The organism is Chitinophaga sp. YR627, assembly GCF_900114995.1.
In the GTDB taxonomy this organism is placed as follows: domain Bacteria; phylum Bacteroidota; class Bacteroidia; order Chitinophagales; family Chitinophagaceae; genus Chitinophaga.
In genome coordinates this window covers 385215-411281 of the sequence record NZ_FOUX01000006.1, presented here as the reverse complement: position 1 = coordinate 411281, position 26067 = coordinate 385215, and the positions used below count along the sequence as shown (strand labels likewise).

The window sequence follows — 26067 nt, the reverse complement described above, 5'->3', positions numbered from 1 at the left end:
ATTAATGTTCAAAACCTGCTCTGGCGCCCGGAATGGCATCCAGTCCTACGAACTCACCTGCCTGATATTTATACCAGGCGGTCATGGCAATCATCGCAGCATTGTCTGTACAGTATTCGAATTTCGGGATGTAGGTTTTCCAGCCATACCTTTCACCATACTGCTGTAAAGCATTGCGCAGACCGGAATTAGCACTCACCCCTCCTGCGATACCGATCTCTTTAATGCCGGTTTCTTTGGAAGCTTTTACCAGTTTGTTCATCAGGATACTGACGATACGATGCTGAATAGAAGCGCAGATATCGGCCATGTTATTTTCGGCGAACTGCGGATCTTTCTGTTGCTGTTCCTGCAGGAAGTAGAGAATGGAGGTCTTCAGACCGCTAAAGCTGAAGTTCAGACCCGGGATCTGTGGTTCGGGGAATTTGAATCTGTCCGGATTGCCCTCACGGGCATATTTATCGATCAATGGACCACCAGGGTATGGCAGACCCAGTAATTTGGCACTTTTATCAAAAGCTTCACCAGCGGCATCATCCAGCGTTTCACCGATCACCTTCATCTGTAAAGGACTGTCACAACGGACGATCTGGGTATGACCACCGGAGACTGTCAGACAGAGGAAAGGAAAAGAAGGCTTATTATCACCGATGAAATTGGCCAGCACGTGCGCCTGCATGTGGTGTACGGCTATCAGTGGAACATCCAGGGCTAAAGCCATCGATTTGGCAAAACAACTGCCTACCAGCAGGGAACCGATCAGACCCGGCGCCTGGGTAAAGGCAATGGCGTTCAGCTCATCCTTGCGTACACCAGCCACTTTCAGGGCCTGGTCTACGACAGGGACGATATTTTCCTGGTGGGCACGGGAAGCCAGTTCCGGCACTACACCACCGTATCGCTCGTGAATAGTTTGATTGGCAATAAAATTAGACAGGATCTTTCCATCGGCCAGTACGGAAGCACTTGTCTCATCGCACGATGACTCTATGGCCAGTATTTTTACAGACATGCCCGCAAAGGTAGGAAATTATAGCTTTATCAATTGCTACGGATAGCCACTACCGGATCCAGTTTGGATGCCAGGTAAGCCGGAATGAAGCCGGCAATGATCCCTACAACAGAGGATACTGTTAATCCGAGGATGATATTATTGAGTGTGAGGGTGAATTCGAAGAAATGTAAACTGTTCACCGCAACGGTCGTCAGAAACACCAGCACCAACCCCAGCAGACCGCCCAGCATACACAGGATCATAGATTCCAGCAGGAATTCCATCAGGATCACCTTTTTACGGGCGCCGATCGCTTTTTTCAATCCGATGATGTTGGTCCGCTCCTTTACCGTCACGAACATGATATTCGCGATCCCGAAACCACCTACGATCAGTGCGAAACAGGCAATCAGCCAGCCGCCCATATTTACCATACCAAATACCTTATTCAGGTCTCCGCTAACGGCAGTGATCTCATTGAGGGAGAAGTCATCCTCCTCTTTCGGACGTAAGCGGCGGATACTGCGCATCACACCTCTCAGTTCGTCTTTCAGCTGTAATAAGGTGGCTCCGGGAGCCGCCTTTACCAGGATGAACGGGTCCGCAAAGCGGCGTTCATCTACGATGGTACGGCCAAATACATATGGTACGATCACAGAGTTGTCATAGTTGATGCCATCCACCAGACTGGCGCCCTTCTTCTTCAGGGTACCGATCACCCGCACCGGGCGGCCAGCTACAGCAATCGTTTTTTCCATTGCCTTATCAGAGGTGCCGAAAAGCCCTTCCCAGATATTGGCGCCCAGAATAGCCACATTGGCGCCGTTTTCGTTTTCCTTACCAGCGAAAAAGCGGCCGGACAGGAAGGTTAAAGCCTGGATCTTCTCATAATCGCCACTAACCGCAAACAGCTCCGTTCCCTCCATGTATCCATCCTTATACTCTACTCTTTTTCCACTGGCAGAAAAGGCAAAAGCCGACAGACCGGCGCTCTGTACTTTATCTTTGATAGGCGTCAGCTCCTGGAACTTCGGTAAAGGCCGGTTTACATACTTCCACCAGGGAAAATCAGGACCGCCATCCCATGGCCATTTTTGTATATATACGACGTCACTGCCGAGGGTTTCGACCTCATTACGGACATTTCTTTCCAGACTGTTAGTAGCAGTAAGTACGGCGATGATACAGAATATACCAATGGTGATACCCAGCAGGGATAAGAATGTGCGGAGTTTATTTACCCGCAGCTCCAGAACCGCCATTTTCAGGCTGTTCCATAAAATTTTGATCGTGGCAATCATAGATACATGTAAATTAATGATTAAACGTGACAATTACGTACCTTTGCACACATTTTCGGTCACAAACTATATGAAGTACGCAAACGAGATCAATAAAAGAAAGACATTCGCCATTATCGCCCACCCGGATGCCGGTAAGACAACCCTGACGGAAAAGTTCCTCCTGTTCGGGGGCGCTATCCAGACGGCAGGTGCTGTTAAGTCGAACAAGATCAAGAAACATACGACCTCTGACTTTATGGAGATAGAACGCCAGCGTGGTATCTCCGTGGCGACTTCCGTAATGACCTTTGAATACAGGGATATGCTGGTGAACCTGCTGGATACTCCTGGTCACAAGGACTTCGCGGAAGATACCTATCGTACCCTGACAGCGGTGGACAGTGTCGTACTCGTGATCGACTGCGTAAAAGGGGTGGAAGAGCAGACCGAAAGACTGATGGAAGTGTGCCGTATGCGTGATACTCCGGTGATCATCTTCGTGAACAAACTGGACCGTGACGGTAAGAACCCATTCGACCTGCTGGACGAACTGGAAGAAAAACTGAGCATCCGTGTACGTCCGCTGAGCTGGCCTATCAATATGGGTACAGACTTCAAAGGCGTATATAACCTTTATAATAAGAGCTTTGTATCTTTTGCACCCAATAAAAAAGCCACTGATGATGACATCGTTCCTCTCAGTGACCTGAGCAGCAGCTACATAGATGAACATTTCAATGCGCAGGACGCTGCTCAGCTGAGAAATGATGTAGAACTGATCGAGGGTGTGTATGATACCTTCGATAACACAGATTATCTGCAGGGTAAAATGGCGCCGGTGTTCTTCGGTAGTGCCGTTAACAACTTCGGTGTAAAAGACCTGCTGGATACCTTCGTGGAGATTGCGCCGGTACCACGTGACCGTGAAGCCAGCACCCGTGAAGTGAAGGTAGAAGAAGATAAATTCAGTGGTTTTATCTTTAAGATCCACGCGAATCTCGACCCTCGTCACCGTGACCGTATCGCCTTCCTGCGTGTATGTTCCGGCCGTTTCGAGCGTAATAAATTCTATAAACACGTACGTCTGGAAAAAGACATGCGTTTCAGCAACCCATATAGCTTCCTGGCCCGTGAAAAGAACATCGTGGATGATGCTTATCCGGGTGATGTGGTAGGTCTGTTTGATACCGGTAACTTCAAGATCGGCGATACATTGACCGAAGGTGAAAAATTCTTTTTCACTGGTATCCCAAGCTTCTCTCCTGAACTGTTCAAGGAGGTGGTAAATAAAGATCCGATGAAAACGAAGCAGCTGGAAAAAGGCTTGCGTCAGCTGACTGACGAGGGTGTGGCACAGCTGTTCACGCAGCATAATGGTAACCGTAAGATCATCGGTTGTGTGGGCGACCTGCAATTCGAAGTAATCCAGTACCGTTTGCTGCAGGAGTATGGTGCTTCCTGTCAGTTCAATACCCTGCCGTTCTTTAAAGCGTGCTGGATCACTGGTGAGAAACAGAAAGTAGAAGACTTCATCCGCTTCAAACAATCCAACATTGTGCAAGACAAGGATGGTTTGCTGGTATACCTCGCACAATCAGAATGGTACCTCAATACAGAGCGTGCAAACAATCCGGATATTGAGTTCCATTTCACATCTGAAATACACAAACAGTAAAATAAAAAGCCGCTTCCTGTGATCAGGAGCGGCGTATTAAGTAATTGTACGACCAACTCAAATCGAAGTACAATTGCAGACTGTCCTTAGTATGTAAAACAATAACGCAAAGCTATACCAGCTTTGCGTTACTTATTTATGCATTTGGGAATTTGATTTACGCAATAAGGAAATCAATAATGAGACGGGCGTTATTGCCTTATATATTGCATGATGAATTCACGGCTCACCCGCCCATCTTTGCCCTCAAAGTGAGCATCCATATGCTTCGTATCTTTCCAGCGATAGATAATCTTCTGCGGATAGGGACTTTGCAGATTTTCGGCTACGAATCCAACGGACTTCAATACACGTAATTTGAAGCGAACCGGTTCTCCTATACTATCTCTTACTGCAGCAATGGTAAAGTAGATCCCATCCCCTTCCAGAAAAAGACGCATATCATCCACTTTCGTACTGTCTCCTTTTATCAGGCGCATGGTCCTGCCCTTCCAGGTATGCTCATCCACTCGTTTCCATTTCTCGGCATAGATACCGAGTTTGGTCTTCATCGTCCAGTATCCTTCTATATTATCGATATACCGGAAATCGGAAAGACGTACCTGTGCGCCCGCCGTAAAGGCTGCGCACAGGAATACTATGATGAATGAACTATTGCGGAACAACTGCTTCTTCTCCATACATCTGAGGTTTATATTTATGAGAAGGAGAAGGAATGAAAGGTCCGAGGTCGAGTGATGCCCATTTTTCATCAACTATTTTGATGGTCGCATCATCTGCAACGATAATGTTTGGCCAGTCACGTTCAAAGTTGTCAAGCGCACGGGTTTTCAGGGTACCATCCATACCGATACCGGCACCTAATTTACCCGGATGACCAGGTACCGCAGGACGTACGATAAAGCTGTCACGACGCGGATCCAGGTTATTGCAGAAACGCCAGAGTGCAGATGGAAGATCCTGTACATCAACAGTATGTTCGACAAACAGCACCATTTTTATGTTACTGAGTTCCGGCATATTGTATAACTGCTCCGTCAATTCCTTGATATGCAGCGGACGTGCTTTTTCTACGGATACCAGGATACATGGAATACCATCTTTCAGCAGGGAATCATTGATATCCTTAATCTCAGGGAAACGCTGCATGACGTTTGTGCGATTGAAGGTCTGATCGGTAGTAATCAGTTCTGATTCGATCTCTTCTTCATATTTGGCGGTGCCATCAATACACATCTTACCACCGAAGCCCATTTTGGAACAGGAGTGGTCCAGTACGTCCATAGGACCCTGGCTCAGGTAGATATCCGTTGCAGGGTTCAGATGTTTGAACACGTACTGTGCGAGTTCTTTATAGTTCTGGATACTGGTATGTTCGTCAGCAACGACCAGTATTTTGTTGAACATCATTTGTCCGGCGCCCCACATGGCATTCATCACTTTCTGCGCCTGTCCCGGATAATCCTTTTTGATCTGTGCGATGACCAGGTTATGGAATACGCCTTCAACCGGCATTTCCATATCTATCATTTCGGGAACCATTGTCATTTTGATAGGCGCCAGGAAAACCCTTTCAGTCGCTTTTCCGATCCAGGCGTCCTCCTGCGGAGGGATACCTACGATGGTAGAAGGATAGATGGCGTCTTTTCTGTGTGTGATCGCTGTTACGTGGAAGCGAGGGTACCAGTCAGCCAGTGAGTAATAACCGGTATGGTCGCCGAATGGCCCTTCCCAGATCAGTTCTTCTTCCGGATCCACATATCCTTCGATCACAAAGTCTGCATCTGCGGGTACTTCAATTTCCGGCTGGGTGATACATTTCACCAGTTCCACCTTCTGCTTACGCAGGAAACCTGCCAGCATGTATTCGTCCACATTTTCAGGAAGTGGCGCGGTAGCAGAATAGGTATATGCCGGGTCTCCACCGAGGATGACCGCTACCGGCATACGTTTCTTCAGTTTTTTATATTCCATGAAGTGCTTGGCGGACACTTTGTGTTTGTGCCAGTGCATTCCTGTCATGGTTTTGTCGAATACCTGCATGCGGTACATGCCCACGTTGCGGGTACCGGTATTCGGATCTTTGGTATGAATAACGGGAAGGGTGATAAAAGGACCACCATCTTTCGGCCAGCACTGCATCACCGGGATCTTGCTGAGGTCCGGTTCGCTCATGATCACTTCCTGGCAGGCGCCTCTGCCGCTTACGCCCTTTGGCATCCAGGAGGCAAACTGCCCCAGTTTTGGTAACATGGCCAGTTTATCGAGTATTCCTTCTTTCGGCTTTGATAATAATTTCACCAGGGATTCGATCTCATTCGCCACATCATCTAATTCCTGGACGCCAAGCGCCATACACATGCGCCTGTAGCTACCCATGGAATTGATCAGTACAGGGAAATCATAACCTGTGTTTTCGAACAGCAGCGCTTTACCTCCGTTGGGCGATTTACTTACCCTGTCGGTAATTTCTGCGATCTCCAGCTTAGGGTCTACATAAGTCTTGATCCTTATCAGCTCTCCTGCCTTTTCTAATGTGTCTATAAAGTGTTTCAGGTGCTTATATGCCATATTTCTAAATGCTATAAATGCGAATGACGAATTACAATAGGTGCAAAGATACACACAATCGTAATTCGTCATCTTTAATTCCGTTGTTCTGACAGCTGAAACCCTGGTAAGGTGCTTTCCTTCCGGAAACTGCCGTCCTTTCGGAACAATTATTTACAGCCCTACTACAATCGGACCAGTAGCGATCACTACTTTCGGAGAGCGCTGATATACTACTCTCGGACGTGGAGGTGGCGGCGGAGCGGGTACATATACTACCGGAGCTGGTTGTACATACACTACCTGTGCCGGAGCCGGACGGCAGCTATAGTAAGCGCCTCTGTAATCTCTGTTACAATCATCCCAACGACCATGGTGTACTCTGTAATTCCTCGGACGGCAATCATCATGATGACCGTGTCCTCTTCTTCCCTGAGCCTGTGCACCGAGTATACCTCCCCCTATCAGCAGTAATACTAATACTATCTGTTTCATACGTTGTTCGATTTTGTAGTTGAATGGAAATTAAATTAATTAGATTGGAATAGTTGTCCGCTTAGATTAAATAAGTTAAATAAAGATGATGGTGTTTCGTGTTTGTTATTAAACGGTTTTTTTTAATATCTGGTATGTGTATTCGTTGGCGACGTTGTTTTTGTTCCGTCTGGTAGATAAATTTCAAGAAGTATGCCAAAAAACATTGATGCCTCTCTGCATGCATATTTTTTTACTACGTTTCAAAAAAAAGCCGCTTCCTGATGATAGAAGCGGCTTTAAAATATTATACTATGTATGTCAGAATCTCGGACACTGTGATACTTTCTGTCTTCTCCAGTTATTGTGCGCGTTACTGCCGCCACCGAAGCGATAGCTGAGCGTTAATCCCGTAAATATGTACCAGTCTTTATATTTGTCGGAGCCACGCTGTATGCCGTCTGCCGGATAAGTACCGGGTGTTACATGACTACCCAGTGTCACTTCATCACCACGATAGGCAAAGTCTGCTGCTTTCTGTCCGCGTGTTCTTACTAACGTATTTCTGTCAACATAAGTAAGACTCACATCATCCAGATAATCGGTAAAGGTTTTACGTAAACCAAATTCAAAACCAGCGATCCAGTTCTCCGTCAGGAGTATTTTCACACCTGCGCCAAATGGAATAGAGATCTGGCGGAGATTATATTCTTTACGGGTTGGATAGGCGGCCAGGCCTTGTCCTTCTGTACCCAGGGGACGAAGATTTACGGTATTGCCGAGTGAATCTTTCGTTGTCGGATAAAAACTAAACAACGCTACGCTGGCAAATACATATGGTGTGATCTTTTTCTCATCCAGATCCAGGAAATTAAATTCAAAACCCAGTTGTCCTTCCCATATAGGAGAACGGAAACTCAGGTTACGCTTTATCAGCATGGTATCTCTGTTGGTGCTGTCGGCGCCGGCGATCCTTCCGTAAGAAAGACCTCCACGAATAGTGAGATAACGGTTGATATCTCTTTTTAAGAATACACCGAGTGCAAAACGGGTGTATTTCAGATCAACTCTTGTTTGCACAAGGTCGCCGCTATAATTACTCGTGCCAATGAAACCACCGGCCTGCCAGTATTGCGAAAAACCGCTGAAAGGGGCACAGATCAATAAAAAAACAAGCACTCTTTTCCATACAGCACGAGAGAAACGATTCTTCAATAAACTTAGATTTGGCATCAATAAAGGGATTGATTAAAGATCATGATTTTATCCGTCCGGACTCGTTCCGGAGGTACTTCAGCAGGCATAAGGGGTAAACAGGCGGAACAATTGCAATAATTGTACTAGGTTCTATTCAAACGCCGGAAATCAATAAAAATTGTTAAAAATTTCCGTTTTGAAGGCCGCGAAAGTAATAATTTTCTATTTCTCTACGCAAAAAGTACTCAATAACATTTGTCGCCTCCACGTTTTTTTTCGTCATGTTCCCTTAAAAGCTTAAATTCGGAAACTACCGCTTAATGATTTATCTAATATGTAAATTATTGTTTAAGTAAACAACAGCGTGGACGTTAGAAAAACCTACTGGAACCATTTAACACCTCAAATTAATATAGTCTATGAACCACAACCCTCCGGCTCGTGAAATGGAGCTGATGGCCCTCAAAGCATTGAGTTACGCGGACGATCGTATGTCCGAGTCATTCGAGATGAAAGACGTATCCGAATACTTAGGCATCTCTTATTCTTATTTTTATCACAGTTTTACGACGGTCATCGGAGAACCTTACTGGCAATATGTAAAACGGCACCGGTTGGAAGTCTCTGCGGGCTTACTGCGACACAGCGGTTACAACATCAGTGAGATAGCCGACAGAACGGGTTATGCTACCGTGGCCGCCTATACTAAAGCGTTTACGCAATACTTTGATAAGAGTCCGCGCAATTTCAGAAAGATCGGAACACTACCCAATGAAAAGCGCACGCTTGACATGGTGAACCTGATCGTGCAGGCCTTTGATAAACAGGGAGAACTGTTCACACCATTGTTCAGTTTTGAGCGTACAGAGACGGATCATCTGCCGGATAGTACATTATTTTACACGCTGTTATCCCGCGGACAGGACCCTGTGGCACAAATGATCATGAAAATGAACCGGGAGGAACAACGCATGCGTGGCATTATCGGTAACCACAACCTGGTCAATGCAAAAGTGATCACCAGTACACTGGATTCAGTGCCTGTAACTGATTATGAGCGTATGAGCATGTATGCGGGTATCCTGGTACCCAATAAAGATATTACGCCGGTATTGGAACAGACGATCCTCGGAGAAAAATTAATGACCAAGCACATACCGGGCGGCCATTATATCACGCTGCCGGTACCAACAGATTTTGCGACCGCAGGCATTCCGATGTACGAGTTTATAGACCGTTATATCAAAGAAGGCGTTTTCAAAATGAGTGGTACTCATTTCTTTATATCAATGCTTGCGCCTAATTCCTGCGTCATTTATATCCCCCATTTCAAGCAACTCATCTGATTCTCTGTTTCTGTTTCCCTCTTTAAAAATATATATTTGAGGGAAATACGACTGTCCCATGAATCAAGTAAAGCTGCCATTTAATGCCCGGCTGGCCTATACCCTGTTATGCATTATACTGATCATCTATGTTGCCCGCTTAGGGCATGAGCTGATCATCCCTCTTGCATTTGCCATGCTGGTGTCCATTATGCTGTTGCCTATGGCGAATCAGCTGGAAAAATGGCGTTTTTCAAGAGGACTGGCGGCATTTACCGTCATCTTCCTCTTTGTGATATTGCTGTTGGGCATTTTATTACTGCTGGCAGCTCAGATGGGATCATTTGTGGCGGATTTCCCACAGTTGCAGCAACAACTGTTGACTTCGCTCAACTCTTTACAGGAATGGATAAACGTAAAGTTCCATATTGATACGGCGCGTCAGATGGATTACCTGGAACAAATGGCGATGGGTACACTGGGTAGCGCGACCGGTTTTATCAGCAGTACCCTGTTGTCCTTATCGTCGCTGCTGATCTTCGTCATCTTCGTATTATTATATAGTTTCTTCCTGCTGTTATACCGTTCCCTGATCTTCACTTTTCTGATCCGCCTGTTCAGGGAAAAACACCGCGACAAGCTGCTGGACGTCGTGATGCAGACCCGCTACATCATTAAAGGGTATGTATCCGGTCTGATGATAGAAATGCTCGTCGTCGCTGTTGTAAATTGCGCCATGTTGTGGATCTTCGGCGTAAAATACGCTACCCTCCTGGGTATCATGGCAGCATTGTTCAATCTCATCCCCTATCTCGGCATATATGTAGCCACTATCATTTGTATGTTGCTCACGCTCACTAACAGTTCACTCGCCGCTTCTATACAGGTAGGCGCGGGTTTGCTGCTGGTTCATTTCCTGGATAGTAACATCCTGTTACCACGTATTATGGGTTCGAAAGTGAAGATCAATGCATTAGTGACCATCCTTGGAGTTGTATCCGGTAACCTGATATGGGGTGTTCCCGGCATGTTTCTCGCTATTCCATTTATCGCCATTCTGAAGATCGTATTTGAACATATAGAATATATGCAACCCTGGGCCCTGTTACTGGGGGACGTTACCTTAAAAAGAAAGAAAGCACCGGTCGTAGTTGAAAAAGGGCCGGATCCAGTCAGTGAATAAACAGCCATGATGGAAATACCCACGCTTACAACCGGCGATATCAGTCTGCGGACAATAGACGAAAGAGACATTGCAGCGCTCTTCAGCCTTTTTTCTCACGAAAAGGTGGTGCGCTTTATGGACATCGAAAAGTTTGTCAACGTATCAGAAGCTGTACAGCTGATCTCTTTTTTCAGAGAAAAACTGGCCAGCGGCGAGGGTATGCGCTGGGCGATCACTATTAACGGACGCAATGAACTGATCGGCACCTGCGGTTTTCATCACATCAGCCGTACGCATTATAAAATGGAGCTGGGATATGACCTGTTACCCTCCTACTGGGGAAAGGGTATCATGACAAATAGTATCCATCGTTTGCTGCAGTATGGATTTGAAGAATTGCAGATGAACCGCATTGAGGCCTATGTCGATCCTGCGAATATTAACTCTTATCGTTTGTTACAACGCCTTGGGTTTGAGCAGGAAGGACTTATGCGGGAAGCGTTTTTCCAGAAAGGCAAGTTTGTGAATGCGTTTATTACAAGTTTACTGCAAAAGGACTATCGTTATGATATGCAGTTTTAGGTGAACAACTAACTGCGGGAAAGTCCGTAGCACCCCTCTTTTTATCTACCTGAACAGGGTTATATACTACTTATCTTTCGCTGATGCTCCCTTTTTTTCGGAAGTATAACGGAGCGTAACTATAGTCAGACTATACATAAAGCATGATCTGCTGATCTTATCCTAATATACTTAAAACAGCTGAAGATTTCACTGCGAATGATAGCGGTTTTTATTACGTTTGCGTCTATCTAATCACATCAGTATAATGAACTACAGGAACGCTACGCAGGAAGATCTTCCGGAAATTGTCGCAATTTACAACACTACTATTGCGGGTCGTATGGTAACGGCCGATACGGAACCGGTTACTGTGGAAAGCAGGCAGCATTGGTTTGACATTCATTCTCCGGAAAAACGTCCGCTGTGGATGGTAGAAGATGAAGGAGTTTCCGTGGGATGGGTCAGTTTTCAGTCATTTTATGGTCGTCCGGCCTATGACGGCACTGCAGAGATCAGCATCTATCTGCATGAAAATACGCGCGGTAAAGGATATGGTAAAAAGATCCTGAAGTACGCGATGGAACAGTGTCCTTCCATTAAAGTACATACCTTACTCGGCTTCATCTTTGCGCATAACATTCCCAGTCTGAAGTTGTTTGAACAGTTAGGATTTAACGAATGGGCGCACCTGCCTAATATTGCGATATTAGATGGCGTTGAAAGAAGCCTGAATATCCTTGGTAAAAGAATTTATTGAGCATGTGGTGGTTATATGCATTATTATCTGCTTTATTTGCTTCGCTGACGGCTATTTTCGCCAAAGTAGGCATTGCGGGGGTGAATTCTGATCTGGCGACGGCCATCAGGACGGTGATCATCCTGATCATGGCCTGGGGTATTGTATTTTTCAGAGGTGAGGGTAAGGGATTACAGCATCTGTCGAAGACGAACCTGATATTTTTGATATTATCGGGTATGGCGACGGGGCTTTCCTGGATCTTCTATTTTAAGGCCTTACAAATGGGTAAAGTATCTCAGGTTGCACCGGTAGATAAGTTGAGCGTTGCATTGACCATTGTTTTATCGATAGTTTTTTTACATGAAGCGTTGACGGTAAAGATGGCGATCGGGGCGGTGTTGATTATAGCGGGGACTTTGGTGTTGATCTTATAATCGGGCTTTAATCTCTGGCTTATTGCTGTGGGTTTCACGTCTACTGCTTTGGGTTGAGGTTTACTGCTGTGGGTTTGAGAAGGGCTATCGGGCTGATGCCCCTGGCAGCGAATTGTCTTTGGGCGTTGTCAGGTCTGATTGCCCGGGAAGGGTGTTAAACCTCTACTAAACGTATGAAGCGCAGCCATGGGCTAAGGCCCGATAGCTCCTTCTCAAACCCTCCGCAGGAATTTTCTGCCGTGGTATTTAGGAGTTTATTTGAATCTTTCGCTGGAGTACTTTCTATGTTAGATTCTCTTTCTTATACTATTTTCCTCCTCTTATACGCTGATCGAATCCACCTCATATTCGCCTTATATCCATATTATGGGCAAAAATACGTCCTTTATGGTAGTGGTTTGCCAGTAGTCCCCTCTGATTATTTCCATCTGGCAGCATGATGTAAAATTAGATTCTCTTGCTCGTACTATTTTATTCCTCTTATAAGCTGATCGAATCCACCTCATATTCACCTTTTCACCATATCATTATCAATGATACGTCCTCTACGGTGGTGGTTTGCTGGTAATCCCCTTTTATATCCTTGTGCCAACACGATGTGAAAATGGTCTCTAAGAACTAACGAAAATAATCAAACACACTCCCGAAAGAACGGGACCGACAATTCGTGCGGAGGGTTTGAGAAGGAGCTGTCGGGCCTTAGCCCCTGGCTGCGTCTCACACACCTCATAACCGGCTTAACCACATTCCGGGCCTATCAGACCTGACACCGCCAAATGGCAATTCGCTGCCAGGGGCATCAGCCCGATAGCCCTTCTCAAACCCACAGCAGTATATTCAGGTCTACCAATAAAAGTAGACGGTCAGACCGATACTATTTTCACAATAGACTTAGAACTGGACATAAACAAGAGGAATATTAGCGATAATTCGCCATGATGTGGGAAATACCCTAGCCTATGATACGGAGATGAGGTGGACTTGAGGTGGACCTGATTAGGTCACAGGTAGGAGAAAATAGTATCTATATAGATAAAATCTTCAAGGACCTCAAACCATTGCGAATTCATATATAATAATATATGCAACAGGTCCAGGCTGAAAAAAAGGGACATCCTGCGGACATCCCTTTTATAATTATTTACGTGCAGCTATTGCTTATCGGGTGGTTATCAATTCTTTAACACGGGTGATCTTATATACACAACGGCGGTTACCGGCGATAATATGATCGACACGTTTTACATCTACTTCATCTCCCATAATGGTACGGAAGGTTTTCAGTTCAGACTCACAGATATTTGCGCACTGGGTGGCAGCACAGCAGATAGGACAGTGATTTTCAATGAAGACGAAGCCATCCTCTTCCTCTTTCCATTCGGCCAGGTAGCCTTCAGATGAACGGATGGTGGCAAATTGCGCCAGTCTTTCTGCCAGGCCGCTAATGCCTGTCAGCGCATTGATATATTTCTCCTGTTGCTGGAATTCACGGGCGGCCACGACTTTTTCCAGTGCAGCTTCCCCGAGTTCCCGGCGGATGGTTTCTATTAATTGCAGTGTCAGCTCTACATGTGTATCAGGAAAATGGGCATGACCCAGCGGTGTCAGATCCCATATCTGAACGGGACGGCCGACCCCTCTTGAGCTGGTAGCCGACACCACAAGACCCTCTTCTGCGAGCTTCAGCAGCTGCAGGCGGGCGCCCTCTCCTGTTATACCTAACGCGGCAGCTAACATAGCGGCCGACTGAGGCCCCTTCGTTTTGAGTAACTGCAAAAACTTGTCGGCAGTTGCTTTTGTGATGGGTCTATAATTTTCCAAGTTATTACTTGTTTTATTCTCAAATGTCGTAATTTTGTAGGAGTTAAAAAAATTTGTTGCCAGAACAACAGCTTAAAACAGGAGAATTTTAAATGAACGTCTTGATCTTCAACGGCACAATGGACAGTAGCCCCTATACAACTGCCAATCAGTTGACGGGGTACTTCGAGGAGCAGTTCCGCCAGAAAGGATTTTCCACGGAAGTGTTCAGCCCTGTTGACGGCCATATTCCGTTCTTTGCATATCCCAAGGGAGAAATGCCCGAATCCGTTAAAAAAATGTGTGATGCCTTCTGCAAGGCGGATGTCCACGTATGGCTCACTCCGCTTTATCATGGCAGTATGACCGGTGTCATGAAGAATACCCTGGACTGGCTGGAAATGACCAGCAAGCTCAGTAATCCTTATTTAACGGGAAAGGTTGTAGCTTTGGTGTGCTGGGGAGACGGTTCTCAGGCCATGCAGGGTATTAATGCGATGGATTCGGTAGCTAAAGCCCTCAGGGCATGGGTGCTTCCGTTTTCGGTACCAATTATGAAAGAACATCTTTATGACCAGGAGACTAAAACCTTCACTACGTCATATAAGAATAAGTTCGACAGAATGATCTCCCTGCTGGGAGACGCCAGAATCGGGGACAGAATCCCGGTGGCGAATGTGAATGATAATCTCTGAGAGGAAGTATTTACAATTTCCCGATAAAATAAACGTCAGGTAAATAGACTCACCACGCATTATCATACTATGGTGAAATCTGTATAAAAGGAAGCAATATGATAACAGTATCAGAAAAAGCAGGCGAATATATAAAGGACCTTATGGTCAAGGAGAACCATGCTCCCGGTACTTTCGTACGCGTTGGCGTAAAAGGTGGCGGTTGTTCAGGACTGGAATATGTGTTGAAGTTTGAAAGTTCAGAGCATGAAGAAGGCGATCAGACCTTTGAAGATAAAGGTGTTAAAATTGTGGTGCAGATGAAGAGCCTCCTGTACCTGTATGGCACCGAGTTGGATTATTCCGATGGTCTCAACGGCAAGGGGCTTTATTTCAACAACCCTAATGCTACCCGTACCTGTAGCTGTGGGGAAAGCTTTGCGGTATAATTCCCATTATCACCAGCAAGCTTCTGCATTACTTAATTAACTCGGAAAATGAGAAACAGCAACGAAATAATTGATGACATAGCCAACCGGGAATATGAGTTTGGCTTCACTACCGACATTGAGATGGAAATGGCGCCGGTGGGTCTGAATGAAGACACCATCCGTTTTATTTCTGCCAAAAAAGAAGAGCCGGAATGGATGCTGGAATGGCGTCTGAAGGGTTTCCAGGCTTTTAAAAAGATGCAGTTCCCAAAATGGCAGCATTTTGAAATGCCGGAACTGGATCTTCAGAAACTCTCCTACTACGCGGCTCCCAAGAAGAAAAAACAGCTGGGTAGTCTGGATGAGGTGGATCCTGAACTGCTGGCTACCTTCGAAAAACTGGGCATTCCTATCAATGAACAGAAAGCACTGGCCGGTGTTGCTGTAGACGTTGTATTTGACAGCGTTTCCGTTGCCACTACTTTCAAAGCCAAATTACAGGAACTGGGCATCATCTTCTGCTCCTTCGGGGAAGCGGTAAGAAACCATCCTGATCTGGTTAAAAAATACCTGGGTACTGTAGTACCTCACTCTGATAACATTTTTGCCGCGCTGAATGCAGCTGTATTCTCCGATGGCTCTTTTGTATACATTCCGAAAGGCGTACGCTGTCCGATGGAACTGAGCACCTATTTCCGTATCAACGCGGAAAACACAGGTCAGTTCGAACGTACCCTGATCATTGCTGACGATAATTCCTACGTAAGTTACCTGGAAGGTTGTACGGCGCCTAGACGTGATGAGAACCAGCTGCACGCTGCAGTAGTGGAACTCGTTGCGATGGACCATGCAGAGATCAAATACTCTACCGTACAAAACTGGTATCCTGGTGATAAAGACGGTAACGGCGGTATTTACAACTTCGTAACCAAACGTGGTATCTGTAAGGGTAAGAGCAGCAAGATCTCCTGGACACAGGTAGAAACCGGTTCTGCTATCACCTGGAAATATCCAAGTGTGATCCTGCAGGGTGATGATGCTGAGGGTGAATTCTACTCAGTAGCGGTAACCCGTAACAGGCAGATCGCTGATACCGGTACCAAGATCTACCACCTGGGCCGCAATACCCGCAGCCGTATCATTTCCAAAGGTATTTCAGCTGGTTTCAGCGATAATACTTACCGTGGACTGGTACAGGTAGGACCACGTGCCGCGAATGCACGTAACTTTACACAGTGTGACTCCCTCCTGATCGGTGATCGTTGTGGTGCACACACCTTCCCTTACATCGAATCAAGGAACAGTACTGCTACCGTTGAACACGAAGCAACTACCTCCAAGATCGGGGAAGATCAGATCTTCTATCTTAATCAACGTGGTATAGAAACAGAAAAAGCAGTTGCGCTGATCGTAAATGGTTACGCACAGGAAGTGCTGAACCAGCTTCCGATGGAATTTGCCGTGGAAGCACGCAAACTGCTCTCTATCACACTGGAAGGTAGCGTAGGATAATAAAAACATTTTCAAAGCAAAAACAACAGAGAAATATACAATCATGCTGACGATTAAAAATCTGCACGCAGAAGTAGACGGTAAAAAGATCCTGAAAGGCATCAACCTGGAAATCAGGAAAGGTGAAATGCACGCCATCATGGGCCCTAACGGCTCAGGAAAGAGCTCATTGTCTTCTGTGTTAGCGGGTCGTGAAAATTATACTGTGACAGAAGGTGAAGTGATCTTCGAAGGTAAAAACCTGCTGGATCTGTCTCCGGAAGACCGTGCACGTGAAGGCCTGTTCCTGGCATTCCAGTACCCGGTTGAGATCCCAGGCGTATCTAACCTGCACTTCCTCAAGACAGCCTTGAATGAGATCAGGACTTACCACAATCTGCCTCCGCTGGAATCCAAAGAATTCCTGAAGCTGACCAAAGAAAAACAGCAACTGGTAGATTTTAACGCCAACCTGATGAACCGCTCTCTGAATGAAGGTTTCTCCGGCGGTGAGAAAAAAAGGAATGAAGTATTCCAGCTGGCTATGCTCGATCCGAAATTAGCGATCCTGGATGAAACTGATTCCGGCCTGGATATTGACGCGCTGCGTATCGTTGCAGCAGGCGTTAATAAACTGCGCAATGCAGATAAGGCTTTTATGGTTATTACCCACTACCAGCGTTTGCTGGAATACATCGTGCCTGACTTCGTACACGTACTGTACAATGGTCAGATCGTAAAGACCGGCACCAAAGAACTGGCGCTGGAACTGGAAGAGAAAGGCTACGACTGGCTGAAAGAAGAGGTACACCAGAAAGAATCTGTATAACGCAAAAAGAACCATGACGAGCGATAAATCATTCTACGAATTTATATCCAATGGGGTGCCCGGACCTGAGCAGAAAGTGGATGCGGATAACGCAATCATGCCTGCGCGTAAGCTGGCTTTCAGCCGCTTCAAGGAACTGGGTCTGCCAACCATTAAAACAGAAGAGTGGCGCTATACCAACGTACAGCGCTTCCTGAAAGATGCTTTTACCCTGGCACAGGAAGAACAGGCGACTGTTACGCCTGATCAGCTGAAAGCTGCCAATATCCCTCAACTGGACAGTTATCGTATTGTACTGGTGAACGGACGTTTGCAGGCGGACCTGTCTGAGCTGCCAACTGGTGGTAAGATCACCGTTTCCAAACTGAGTGATGCAGCCGGTAACGCACAGCTGCAGGCATGGTTTGACAAACACCCACATCTCCAGTCACAGCCTTTTGCTGCACTGAATGCGGCCCTGTTTGCAGACGGTCTGTTTATCGAAGCAGGTGTTAATGCAACGCTTGACAAACCTTTACAGATCATTCACGTATATACGGCTTCTGCTAACGCCTTTATCCAGCCACGCCACCTGGTAGTGCTGCATAAAAGCGCTACCCTGGAAATCATCGAAAGCGCTGTAGGTCTCAATGACTCCGCCATCGCTTTCGTAAACGCAGTAACAGAAGTGGTACTGGAAGAAAATGCGGAACTCTGGCACTACAATATCCAGAGCACCATTAAAAACAGCCGCCACATCTATCATACTTCTGCTACCCAGAAAGCTGATAGCCGCTATCATCATTTCAATTTCACCCTGCCTTCCGCAGAACTGACCCGTAACAACCTCAGCGTAGCGCTGACAGGCAGCAATACGGAAACCAATCTGCACGGCCTTTACCTTGCTACAGGCAGCCAGCACGTGGATAACCACACCTTCGTGGACCACCTGGTACCAAACTGTAACAGTAATGAGCTGTATAAAGGCGTACTGCTGGATGACGCTAACGGTGTATTCACCGGTAAGATCCACGTACACCAGGATGCGCAGAAAACAAACGCTTTCCAGCAGAACAATAACCTGCTGATGAGCGAAAAGGCCAACATCAATTCTCAGCCACAGCTGGAAATATATGCAGACGACGTGAAGTGCAGCCACGGTTTTACCGTAGGACGCTTCAGTGAAGAGTCTCTCTTCTATCTGCGTTCCCGTGGTATTGGTGAAGAAGCCGCCAAGTCACTGCTGGTGAATGCATTTGCATTTGACATTACCGATCAGGTACACATACCGGCATTACAGGATTTCCTCGCAGAAAAGATCCGCCAGTATGTAGCCGGCGCTATCAATAACTAATTCGATCAGAAATTCCGATCTTTGCACGAGGTCATCCAGGTTTAACCCGGATGACCTCTGATGCTTAAGAGAAGAACGATAAATTACAGCGTATTATGCAACACGTACCAGATATAAAAGATCTTGCGATAGATATAGAAAAAATCAGAAAGGACTTCCCGCTGTTACAGGAAAAAGTATACGGCCAACCCCTTGTATATCTTGATAATGCGGCCACTACCCAGAAACCGCAAATTGTACTGGATACGCTGATAGAATACTACACCCGCATCAACAGTAACGTACACCGTGGTGTACACCACCTGAGCCAGGAAGCGACCAATGCTTACGAAAATTCCCGTAAGATCATTGCCTCCTTCATCAATGCCCGCAAACCGGAAGAAGTGATCTTTACCAAAGGTACTACCGACGGTATCAACCTGGTAGCTTACTCCTTCGGCCGTGGTGAGATCAAACCAGGCGACGTGGTACTGGCATCCGCAATGGAACATCACTCCAATATCGTTCCCTGGCAGATGATGTGTGAAGACCGTGGCGCAGAACTGAAGATCATCCCGATGGATGAAAAGGGCGAACTGCTCATGGACGAATTCAGCGCATTGCTGACAGATAAAGTAAAGATCATCGCTGTTACATACGTATCCAACGCCCTCGGCACCGTTAATCCCATACGCGATATTATTGCCCAGGCACATGCCCGTAACATTCCCGTACTGCTGGATGCAGCACAGGCAGTACAGCATATGCCGGTAGATGTGCAGGAGCTGGACGTTGATTTCCTCGTATTCTCCGGTCATAAGATCTACGGTCCTACCGGTACCGGTGTGCTCTACGGCAAGGAAGAATGGCTGGACCGCCTCCCGCCTTATCAGGGTGGTGGAGATATGATCAAAACCGTGACCTTCGCAAAAACGATCTATAATGTACTGCCTTACAAATTTGAGGCTGGTACGCCGGATATCAGCGGAGCGATCGCATTAGGCACCGCGGTTCAATATGTACAGCAGATCGGTGTTGAAAATATTCAGGCATGGGAAGAACAACTGGTGGAGTATGCCGTACAGCAACTGCAACAGATCGAAGGCCTGCGCTTTATTGGTAATCCGAAACACCGTTCCGGCGCTGTTTCCTTCCTGGTATACGATATTCACCCTTACGATCTTGGCGAACTGCTGGATAAACAGGGTATCGCTATCCGTACCGGACACCATTGCGCAGAACCTGTAATGGATTTCTTCTGTATTCCAGGCACCGTGCGTGCATCATTCGCAGTGTATACTACCTTTGAAGATATAGACAGATTAGTGGCAGGCATCAAAAAGGCTGTCTCTATGTTAAGATAACAGGATTATGACTATCAAAGAACAACAGGACGAACTTATATCAGACTTCTCCTTTATGGAGAACTGGATGGATAAATACGAGCATATTATTCAACTGGGTAAGGAATTGCCGCTGATAGATGAAAAATACAAAACGCCTGATCACCTGATCAAAGGTTGTCAGTCGCAGGTATGGCTGCATACGGAAATGCAGGATGGTAAACTGGTCTTTACGGCAGATAGTGACGCTGTGATCACCAAAGGACTGGTAAGTCTGATGGTGACCGTATTTTCCGGTCACACGCCTAAAGAGATCGCGGAATCCGAAATATACTTTATAGACGCTATCGGTTTGAGTAACCATCTCTCCCCCACCCGTTCCAACGGATTACTGAGTATGCTCAAACAGATTAAGTTATATGCAGTTGCCTACGAGGCAAAATCTCAATCACAAAAAAACGGCACAGAACTATGAGCGAAAATACAATGACTTTACGCGATAGGATTGAAGAGGTACTGCGCACAGTATATGACCCGGAAATCCCGGTGAATATATTAGAGCTGGGTCTTGTCTATGAAATCAGAATAGGCGAGAATAACCGCATCGGTATCACAATGACGCTGACTGCTCCGGGTTGTCCCGTGGCAGGCGATATCATTCGTGAGGTAGATGAAAAAGTAAGAGATATAGACGGCGTATCCGATGTAGATGTAACACTCACTTTTGATCCACCATGGAACAAAGAAATGATGAGTGAAGAAGCCAGATTAGAACTGGGCTTCATGTAGAACAACCACCTTCAGTATAAGCGGGCCGTGTCAGGTAATGATACGGCCCGTTTTTTATTGATTAAATACGTGGTTTCACAGCGATCCGTTCTGGCGACTATCAGCAGAAGCATGTCACAGTTATCAGCTTATCACACGACATTGAAAGTATCGTGTCAACGATATGCTGGCTTTCGATGTAGTGGATGATTATTTATCCTTCCGGACAATAGATATCTTCCTCTACTGATCATTCCTGATATTTTCAAAAGTGCATGGCTTTAAAAGCATGTGACAATTAGCAGTGTTCAAAAACATACCGCCTTATAGCTTAAAGTAAGGATTGCATCTTTATCCAATAACAACTATCCAAACCTAATTCTGTACCTGGATACTTATCAAAGTAAATGGTTTTCAAAGCGATTAGTGAATATGACTCCCATTCGCAACAGGATGTGGAAGCCTTTTCTGTTGTAACATCCTTCAATGAAATCTACAATAGACAGATTATATTACCTGACCAGGGCAACTACAATGAAGTCCTGATAATCACTTACCCGCATTACCACTATCTCCTCCAGCTTCAGTTAATTAATTATCATTTTTCTGGTAACATATTTGTTATGAACCAACCTATAGATAAGATTGTTATAAGGTTCCATACCTTTGTCATCTTATTTACCTTATAAAACTCTTTTATGTTTGAACAATTCACGCAACTGATCCAGCAAAGTGGTCTGCAATCTGTCATCAACAATCCGGAAGTGCCTAATGAGCACAATGATGGCGTGATCGCAGAAGCACAGAACACGATCCTCTCCACCTTCAGCCAACTGCAAGCCAACGGCGAAACACAACAGGTAAATGAGGCACTGGAATCAGCTGATCATCCGGTAGCTCAGAATATCCAGCAGAACTTTGCTGGTAATATTATGGAGAAATTCGGTATCAACGGAGCTACTGCTGCAAGCATCGCTTCTGTACTGATCCCAACAGTATTAAATGCGATGAAAGGCGGTCAGCAAGGCGGCGGAGCTGGTAACGGCTTCAATATTCAGGATATCCTGTCTTCCCTCGGTGGTGGTGGTAATCTGGCAGGCGGCCTGGGCAACCTCGGCGGTGGCAACATCCAGAATACTATCAACAACATCGGTGGCAAATTCGGTCTTGACAAAGATGGCGACGGTGATGTTGACCTCAACGATCTGACTAAAATGTTCAGATAAACACGCTCCCCGAAAAATTTTTAACCATCCAATCTATAATTCTTATGAGAAACAAACAATTGAGCATTGCGTTCCTTTGCCTGGCACTGGCTTTCATGGTCGCTTGTAAAGGCAAACCTTCTGATACGCAGATCCAGGCAAAAGTGACTGAACAACTCAGTGGTATGCCTGAAGTTACGGCTGACGTAAAAGAAGGTGTTGTAACCCTGGCGGGTAATGTACCTGACGAAGCAGCAAGGACTGCAGCAGAAACTAAAGTAGCGGCTGTTGAAGGCGTAAAGAGCATTACCAATAACATTATGGTCACTCCTCCTGCGCCACCTGCTCCTGTTGTGGATACAACAGCTGCTCCGGTGAATGCCGCTGATGAGGCACTTCGTACAGGGGTAGCTGATATTACCAAAGACTTCCCTGGCGTAGATGTGAAAGTAGACGCCGGTGTGATCAGCGTAACTGGTGAATTGTCTGCCGCTAAATGGAAGACGCTGAAACAGGCGCTGGATGGTCTGCATCCGAAGAAAGTAGATGCTTCTGGTCTGAAAGTAAAATAACCTTCTAAATTCATTGTTTTATGTCATTACAGGACAAATACAAAGAACTGATAGATACTGCCAGGTCATCCGGGACGGATAATCTTCAGGTAAATGAAACGGATGGTGTACTGCATATTAGCGGCGAAGCACCGAGTGGTGCGGTGAAGGATAATCTTTGGAATATTTATGGGAAGATCGATCCGAACTTTCTTACCGGTGATGTCGTGATGGACATCAAAGTAGCAACCGCCGTAGAAGGTGCGAAGCTGGAAGTCGTGACGCAATCATCGAATCTGAATGTGCGGAAAGGTCCGGGAACGGATCAGCCGATCATCGGCAAAGCCGGGCATAAGGAGATCGTGTCGTTGGTGAGTAAGCATAGTGATCAATGGTGGTTGATAAGAACGAAAGACGGCGAGGAAGGGTATGCGCATGCGCAGTACCTGAAGCCTGTTGAGTAATTTGTCATGGAATTTATCTTTTTAGCCGGATGGTGTTAAGGCCGTCCGGCTTTTTTATTGCTGGTGATGGGTTTTGTGTGGTTTCAGTGCCCAAGACGGTTACTACTTGATTATGAAATGTTGCGTGCGGTTTCAGAAGGGACCCCGGACTGACGCTCTTTGAAGTCACTTGCTATGGGGCGTGGTGGGTCGTATTGGGCATGACAATGCTATTTTACCTTCAGAACGACGTATCGGCTAACTTCAAATAGCTAAGGTCCGGGATCTCCTCCTGAAACCTTCCGCCGAACATGTCGTACTGGGGATGTATGAGTTCTTTATCAATTTGCTGCTTATGATGAAGCGTGAGTTATAATATAGTTATGCTTGCTGCTTCTTTTCGTACTTTCTGTACTATATAGGTTATTTTGATACTGCTTTCACTATATGCTACATTTCTTTTACCATTCACTTATGCTTTGTTATAACTCTCCATATTTTCATTCTTCTGCCATTACTTTACCATCTATTTTCTGTTCTTCTATATAACTTGCCATTCTCTTGTTCCTTATTAGTCCTTCTCCATCCGCTCTACCCTATTGCTAATCCCTTATCGGCGTTTATTCCATCTCATGTAACGTCTCTATTCTTCCCTCATTCTATTATTCCTCTGCTGTTTCTTCACTCATCTTTCCATTCCTTTATTACCTACAATTCCTCTCCATACTTCTCTGTTCTCATGCTCTCCATATTCCTCCTCTATCCCTTCACCCACCTTTCCATTCCTTTGTTACCTACAATTCCTCTCCATACTTCTCTGTTCTCATCCACCCCTCTTTTCAACCTCTCCATTCCTTTATCACACTCCCCTCCTAATTCAACACAGTCCCCATCTGCAGATCCTTCACCTCCAGCTCCTCCGGACTAAACGTCTCCTGATACGTACGGTCACCAACTTTGTAATATACAATGACATTAAAGTCCTCCTGTTTTAGCAGATTAACCTTTGTACCTGGGATGACCAAACCCGAATAACGACGTTCAGTTGTTTTCTTTCCTTCTACATTAAATCCCGGTTGAAGTGGGTTTCCTTCGAACTTAATCATAAATTTCGTCAGACTGAATCTTCCTGCAATAGCGATATCAGTGACAGCTTTTGTAGCAGCAGAGGTGTTGTAGAATTTGAGGTTGATCTCAGCTCTCGCAATGGTGTAACCGGTACGTATGATCGAGTAACGGGTGTCATATCCATATAGAATAAGTCGTTTCTCCTGGAGTCTGACTTTACCCCGGATCTTAAAAAAAGGACCAAAATAAATGGTGAACATACGTACGATCAAAGCGCCGGCGGCAAACCCGGTGAGGCCCCAAATCAAGTTTTCTGTATCGCAATCCATGGTTTTTCAGATATTGATTAATGTAATTGAATGTACAATGGTTGTTATTGTTAATGCCTGATTACAGATAGCACATGGGGTCAGCTATATCAATCGCTGTTTTCTGATAGCTGTAATGAGGTCATTAATGTGTCCCTGGGTTAATTGGTATTGCAAAAGTAACAACTTATTTCGCTTCTTTGAGCATGTAACTGTTACCTTGTTTTGTCAGCTTATATTTAATGGTGCGTTTTCCGCCGGAAGGCTTGCCATCAGGATCAGATTCGCCATAAACAGGATATGTGCGTACAATGTGTTTTTGCTGCACATAGAATGAATCTCTTCCACGATATCCCTTCAGTTCCGGATCATCTACATCACCGGAGAAAATACGTACGCCTTTGTTATTAATATAAGTAATACCGTATACGCTACCCGTATGTTCTGTTCCATCTGCATAAGTGAACAAATAGATCTCCGGATTTTTATCATTATCAAGATCGTCTATAGCCGTTTGCTGCAGGATCCCCTTTACATCATGGATAGTGGTACTGTCCGCTTTCAGCGAATCAATCTTTGTATCTGTGTCCGCAATAGTGATCGTACGACCGCTGCCATCTCCTTTAGAAACGATCGCATACTTATAATTCTTATACCGGAGTGTTTTTGATACGGCTTCATTTCCGCCTTTAGTGACATTGGAGCTCTCTTCTCCGGGAGCTGGCGCACTCCCTGCATTAGCAGTACCTCCGCTGGCATTCTCACTGGAATTACTGGAGGCTGCCTGCGTAGCATTTTCCTGGGAACTGGCTGAATCTGACATCTCCTGTTTGCTTTTCAAAGGGGAATTACAGGCAATACCACAAATCAGCAGAAAATAAATAATGGGTTTCATATATTCACTTTTAATTTTTTTAATCTATCTTAATTTCTAATGTATCTCATAATGTGTTCGTTATAAACGAAAACAAGGAACATGCCTGAACAAGAGAGCACAACCATAAATTTGTGCGTATCTTGCTATCATGTCATTGCTGCCCTACTTACTGGTCCCGCTGTTATCCGCTTTTTTCCGACCCTACACATCGGCATTATTTACATTTCTTTTTACAACGGCATTATTATTCTTCTATCCACAGATCTATTTTTTTGTGGAAGAAAAGCTGCATCCCAGACCAATTGAGGAAGCATTTGCGGGCAGATGTGGTATGATGGAGTTTTCCTTCATGTTTAGTCACTGGGTTCTCTATATGCCGGCGGCACTCATCCTCCAGGTAATTTTTAACAAACTTTTTATGCGCAGGAAAGCCGCAAAAGAAGCAGCCGAAACGATTAACAAATAATAAATTTTTACCGTTCGTCAAGTCAGCATTTGGATTAAGCGCGCTTCATTTTTATATTTGCGGACCAACTGAGAGCGAATTATTATTCATGATCAACACGA

General features: G+C 45.6%; 27 protein-coding genes. 18 read left to right on the top strand and 9 right to left on the bottom strand.

The genetic code is table 11. The features are described from left to right. Window position 1 precedes the first annotated feature (1 nt). Window positions 2–1012 carry a tRNA (adenosine(37)-N6)-threonylcarbamoyltransferase complex transferase subunit TsaD gene (gene tsaD / locus BMZ72_RS31035; protein ID WP_089814473.1) on the bottom strand — a complete coding sequence of 337 codons (1011 nt, stop codon included), beginning with the start codon at window positions 1010–1012 and terminating at the stop codon, window positions 2–4. Window positions 1013–1041: 29 nt separating this feature from the next. Next, window positions 1042–2295, bottom strand: coding sequence for an ABC transporter permease (locus BMZ72_RS31030; protein ID WP_089814471.1), 1254 nt, complete (start codon window positions 2293–2295; stop codon window positions 1042–1044). Between the two features lie 70 nt (window positions 2296–2365). Between BMZ72_RS31030 and BMZ72_RS31025 the strand changes: the two genes are divergently transcribed. Next, window positions 2366–3952 carry a peptide chain release factor 3 gene (locus BMZ72_RS31025; protein ID WP_089814963.1) on the top strand — a complete coding sequence of 529 codons (1587 nt, stop codon included), beginning with the start codon at window positions 2366–2368 and terminating at the stop codon, window positions 3950–3952. 191 nt (window positions 3953–4143) lie between these two features. On the opposite strand, the gene BMZ72_RS31020 is transcribed toward BMZ72_RS31025, so the two are convergent. The 4 genes from BMZ72_RS31020 to BMZ72_RS31005 all read right to left on the bottom strand — a co-directional run bounded on the left by BMZ72_RS31020 (window position 4144) and on the right by BMZ72_RS31005 (window position 8209). Continuing rightward, window positions 4144–4632, bottom strand: a complete 489-nt coding sequence (locus tag BMZ72_RS31020) for a hypothetical protein (protein WP_089814469.1) — start codon at window positions 4630–4632, stop codon at window positions 4144–4146. Further along, complete coding sequence (locus BMZ72_RS31015; RefSeq protein ID WP_089814467.1) at window positions 4604–6523, bottom strand: menaquinone biosynthesis decarboxylase; 1920 nt, start codon at window positions 6521–6523, stop codon at window positions 4604–4606. The genes BMZ72_RS31020 and BMZ72_RS31015 overlap by 29 nt, the downstream gene beginning before the upstream one ends. Window positions 6524–6676: 153 nt before the next feature. Further along, window positions 6677–6997 carry a hypothetical protein gene (locus BMZ72_RS31010; RefSeq protein WP_012791010.1) on the bottom strand — a complete coding sequence of 107 codons (321 nt, stop codon included), beginning with the start codon at window positions 6995–6997 and terminating at the stop codon, window positions 6677–6679. Between the two features lie 300 nt (window positions 6998–7297). Then, on the bottom strand, window positions 7298–8209 hold the full coding sequence (locus BMZ72_RS31005) for a type IX secretion system protein PorG (RefSeq protein ID WP_089814465.1): 912 nt from the start codon (window positions 8207–8209) through the stop codon (window positions 7298–7300). A 383-nt stretch (window positions 8210–8592) separates the two neighbouring features. Here BMZ72_RS31005 and BMZ72_RS31000 point away from each other — a divergent pair, with 383 nt between their 5' ends. The 5 genes from BMZ72_RS31000 (at window position 8593) to BMZ72_RS30980 (ending at window position 12400) form a co-directional block, all read left to right on the top strand. Beyond that, window positions 8593–9519, top strand: a complete 927-nt coding sequence (locus BMZ72_RS31000; RefSeq protein ID WP_089814463.1) for a helix-turn-helix transcriptional regulator — start codon at window positions 8593–8595, stop codon at window positions 9517–9519. Window positions 9520–9577: 58 nt separating this feature from the next. Beyond that, window positions 9578–10681 (top strand): AI-2E family transporter, encoded by a 1104-nt coding sequence (locus BMZ72_RS30995; RefSeq protein WP_089814460.1) that lies wholly within the window; start codon window positions 9578–9580, stop codon window positions 10679–10681. Between the two features lie 6 nt (window positions 10682–10687). Beyond that, the gene (locus BMZ72_RS30990; RefSeq protein ID WP_089814458.1) at window positions 10688–11245 is read left to right on the top strand and encodes a GNAT family N-acetyltransferase; all 558 of its coding nucleotides are present in this window, start codon (window positions 10688–10690) and stop codon (window positions 11243–11245) included. A 247-nt stretch (window positions 11246–11492) separates the two neighbouring features. After that, entirely contained in the window at window positions 11493–11984 is a 492-nt protein-coding gene (locus tag BMZ72_RS30985; protein WP_089814456.1) for a GNAT family N-acetyltransferase, read from the top strand. 2 nt (window positions 11985–11986) lie between these two features. Then, window positions 11987–12400, top strand: coding sequence for an EamA family transporter (locus BMZ72_RS30980; protein WP_089814454.1), 414 nt, complete (start codon window positions 11987–11989; stop codon window positions 12398–12400). A gap of 1158 nt (window positions 12401–13558) precedes the next feature. Here BMZ72_RS30980 and BMZ72_RS30975 read toward each other — a convergent pair. Further along, a complete protein-coding gene (locus BMZ72_RS30975) occupies window positions 13559–14221 on the bottom strand; it encodes a helix-turn-helix transcriptional regulator (protein ID WP_089814452.1) in 663 nt (220 codons plus the stop codon). 92 nt (window positions 14222–14313) lie between these two features. On the opposite strand from BMZ72_RS30975, the gene BMZ72_RS30970 reads away from it, so the two are divergent. The 11 genes from BMZ72_RS30970 (at window position 14314) to BMZ72_RS30915 (ending at window position 23268) form a co-directional block, all read left to right on the top strand. Then, the gene (locus BMZ72_RS30970; RefSeq protein WP_089814450.1) at window positions 14314–14895 is read left to right on the top strand and encodes an NADPH-dependent FMN reductase; all 582 of its coding nucleotides are present in this window, start codon (window positions 14314–14316) and stop codon (window positions 14893–14895) included. Window positions 14896–14993: 98 nt separating this feature from the next. Further along, window positions 14994–15323 carry a HesB/IscA family protein gene (locus tag BMZ72_RS30965; protein ID WP_012790999.1) on the top strand — a complete coding sequence of 110 codons (330 nt, stop codon included), beginning with the start codon at window positions 14994–14996 and terminating at the stop codon, window positions 15321–15323. A gap of 48 nt (window positions 15324–15371) precedes the next feature. After that, on the top strand, window positions 15372–16817 hold the full coding sequence (gene sufB / locus BMZ72_RS30960; RefSeq protein ID WP_089814448.1) for a Fe-S cluster assembly protein SufB: 1446 nt from the start codon (window positions 15372–15374) through the stop codon (window positions 16815–16817). A 43-nt stretch (window positions 16818–16860) separates the two neighbouring features. Then, window positions 16861–17625: a Fe-S cluster assembly ATPase SufC gene (gene sufC / locus BMZ72_RS30955; protein WP_089814446.1), complete on the top strand. Its 765-nt coding sequence runs from the start codon at window positions 16861–16863 to the stop codon at window positions 17623–17625. Between the two features lie 13 nt (window positions 17626–17638). After that, on the top strand, window positions 17639–18958 hold the full coding sequence (gene sufD / locus BMZ72_RS30950) for a Fe-S cluster assembly protein SufD (RefSeq protein ID WP_089814444.1): 1320 nt from the start codon (window positions 17639–17641) through the stop codon (window positions 18956–18958). Window positions 18959–19053: 95 nt separating this feature from the next. After that, complete coding sequence (locus BMZ72_RS30945) at window positions 19054–20301, top strand: aminotransferase class V-fold PLP-dependent enzyme (RefSeq protein ID WP_089814442.1); 1248 nt, start codon at window positions 19054–19056, stop codon at window positions 20299–20301. Between the two features lie 7 nt (window positions 20302–20308). After that, complete coding sequence (locus BMZ72_RS30940; RefSeq protein WP_089814439.1) at window positions 20309–20755, top strand: SufE family protein; 447 nt, start codon at window positions 20309–20311, stop codon at window positions 20753–20755. Beyond that, window positions 20752–21069 carry an iron-sulfur cluster assembly protein gene (locus tag BMZ72_RS30935; RefSeq protein WP_012790993.1) on the top strand — a complete coding sequence of 106 codons (318 nt, stop codon included), beginning with the start codon at window positions 20752–20754 and terminating at the stop codon, window positions 21067–21069. Before BMZ72_RS30940 ends, BMZ72_RS30935 begins: the two co-directional genes overlap by 4 nt. Before the next feature lie 677 nt (window positions 21070–21746). After that, the gene (locus tag BMZ72_RS30925) at window positions 21747–22274 is read left to right on the top strand and encodes a hypothetical protein (RefSeq protein WP_089814436.1); all 528 of its coding nucleotides are present in this window, start codon (window positions 21747–21749) and stop codon (window positions 22272–22274) included. Between the two features lie 44 nt (window positions 22275–22318). Beyond that, on the top strand, window positions 22319–22825 hold the full coding sequence (locus BMZ72_RS30920) for a BON domain-containing protein (RefSeq protein WP_089814434.1): 507 nt from the start codon (window positions 22319–22321) through the stop codon (window positions 22823–22825). 20 nt (window positions 22826–22845) lie between these two features. Continuing rightward, complete coding sequence (locus BMZ72_RS30915) at window positions 22846–23268, top strand: SH3 domain-containing protein (protein ID WP_089814433.1); 423 nt, start codon at window positions 22846–22848, stop codon at window positions 23266–23268. Window positions 23269–24119: 851 nt separating this feature from the next. Here BMZ72_RS30915 and BMZ72_RS30910 read toward each other — a convergent pair. Both BMZ72_RS30910 and BMZ72_RS30905 read right to left on the bottom strand, forming a co-directional pair. Then, on the bottom strand, window positions 24120–24623 hold the full coding sequence (locus tag BMZ72_RS30910; RefSeq protein ID WP_143087831.1) for a hypothetical protein: 504 nt from the start codon (window positions 24621–24623) through the stop codon (window positions 24120–24122). 187 nt (window positions 24624–24810) lie between these two features. After that, window positions 24811–25518 (bottom strand): hypothetical protein, encoded by a 708-nt coding sequence (locus BMZ72_RS30905; RefSeq protein WP_089814429.1) that lies wholly within the window; start codon window positions 25516–25518, stop codon window positions 24811–24813. A 130-nt stretch (window positions 25519–25648) separates the two neighbouring features. Between BMZ72_RS30905 and BMZ72_RS30900 the strand changes: the two genes are divergently transcribed. Beyond that, a complete protein-coding gene (locus BMZ72_RS30900) occupies window positions 25649–25966 on the top strand; it encodes a hypothetical protein (RefSeq protein ID WP_089814427.1) in 318 nt (105 codons plus the stop codon). The last annotated feature ends 101 nt before the right edge of the window (window positions 25967–26067 follow it).

Bases quoted from the DNA above. Each gene is read 5' to 3' on its own strand.
- BMZ72_RS30915 (WP_089814433.1), top strand. From the start codon at position 22,846: ATGTCATTACAGGACAAATACAAAGAACTGATAGATACTGCCAGGTCA.
- BMZ72_RS30970 (WP_089814450.1), top strand. From the start codon at position 14,314: ATGAACGTCTTGATCTTCAACGGCACAATGGACAGTAGCCCCTATACA.
- BMZ72_RS30940 (WP_089814439.1), top strand. From the start codon at position 20,309: ATGACTATCAAAGAACAACAGGACGAACTTATATCAGACTTCTCCTTT.
- BMZ72_RS30995 (WP_089814460.1), top strand. From the start codon at position 9,578: ATGAATCAAGTAAAGCTGCCATTTAATGCCCGGCTGGCCTATACCCTG.
- BMZ72_RS31020 (WP_089814469.1), bottom strand. From the start codon at position 4,632: ATGGAGAAGAAGCAGTTGTTCCGCAATAGTTCATTCATCATAGTATTC.
- BMZ72_RS31000 (WP_089814463.1), top strand. From the start codon at position 8,593: ATGAACCACAACCCTCCGGCTCGTGAAATGGAGCTGATGGCCCTCAAA.
- tsaD (WP_089814473.1), bottom strand. From the start codon at position 1,012: ATGTCTGTAAAAATACTGGCCATAGAGTCATCGTGCGATGAGACAAGT.
- BMZ72_RS31015 (WP_089814467.1), bottom strand. From the start codon at position 6,523: ATGGCATATAAGCACCTGAAACACTTTATAGACACATTAGAAAAGGCA.
- BMZ72_RS30945 (WP_089814442.1), top strand. From the start codon at position 19,054: ATGCAACACGTACCAGATATAAAAGATCTTGCGATAGATATAGAAAAA.
- BMZ72_RS30925 (WP_089814436.1), top strand. From the start codon at position 21,747: ATGTTTGAACAATTCACGCAACTGATCCAGCAAAGTGGTCTGCAATCT.
- sufB (WP_089814448.1), top strand. From the start codon at position 15,372: ATGAGAAACAGCAACGAAATAATTGATGACATAGCCAACCGGGAATAT.
- BMZ72_RS31030 (WP_089814471.1), bottom strand. From the start codon at position 2,295: ATGATTGCCACGATCAAAATTTTATGGAACAGCCTGAAAATGGCGGTT.
- sufC (WP_089814446.1), top strand. From the start codon at position 16,861: ATGCTGACGATTAAAAATCTGCACGCAGAAGTAGACGGTAAAAAGATC.
- BMZ72_RS30935 (WP_012790993.1), top strand. From the start codon at position 20,752: ATGAGCGAAAATACAATGACTTTACGCGATAGGATTGAAGAGGTACTG.
- BMZ72_RS30900 (WP_089814427.1), top strand. From the start codon at position 25,649: ATGTCATTGCTGCCCTACTTACTGGTCCCGCTGTTATCCGCTTTTTTC.
- BMZ72_RS30920 (WP_089814434.1), top strand. From the start codon at position 22,319: ATGAGAAACAAACAATTGAGCATTGCGTTCCTTTGCCTGGCACTGGCT.
- sufD (WP_089814444.1), top strand. From the start codon at position 17,639: ATGACGAGCGATAAATCATTCTACGAATTTATATCCAATGGGGTGCCC.
- BMZ72_RS30980 (WP_089814454.1), top strand. From the start codon at position 11,987: ATGTGGTGGTTATATGCATTATTATCTGCTTTATTTGCTTCGCTGACG.
- BMZ72_RS31025 (WP_089814963.1), top strand. From the start codon at position 2,366: ATGAAGTACGCAAACGAGATCAATAAAAGAAAGACATTCGCCATTATC.
- BMZ72_RS30990 (WP_089814458.1), top strand. From the start codon at position 10,688: ATGATGGAAATACCCACGCTTACAACCGGCGATATCAGTCTGCGGACA.
- BMZ72_RS31010 (WP_012791010.1), bottom strand. From the start codon at position 6,997: ATGAAACAGATAGTATTAGTATTACTGCTGATAGGGGGAGGTATACTC.
- BMZ72_RS31005 (WP_089814465.1), bottom strand. From the start codon at position 8,209: ATGCCAAATCTAAGTTTATTGAAGAATCGTTTCTCTCGTGCTGTATGG.
- BMZ72_RS30985 (WP_089814456.1), top strand. From the start codon at position 11,493: ATGAACTACAGGAACGCTACGCAGGAAGATCTTCCGGAAATTGTCGCA.
- BMZ72_RS30965 (WP_012790999.1), top strand. From the start codon at position 14,994: ATGATAACAGTATCAGAAAAAGCAGGCGAATATATAAAGGACCTTATG.
- BMZ72_RS30905 (WP_089814429.1), bottom strand. From the start codon at position 25,518: ATGAAACCCATTATTTATTTTCTGCTGATTTGTGGTATTGCCTGTAAT.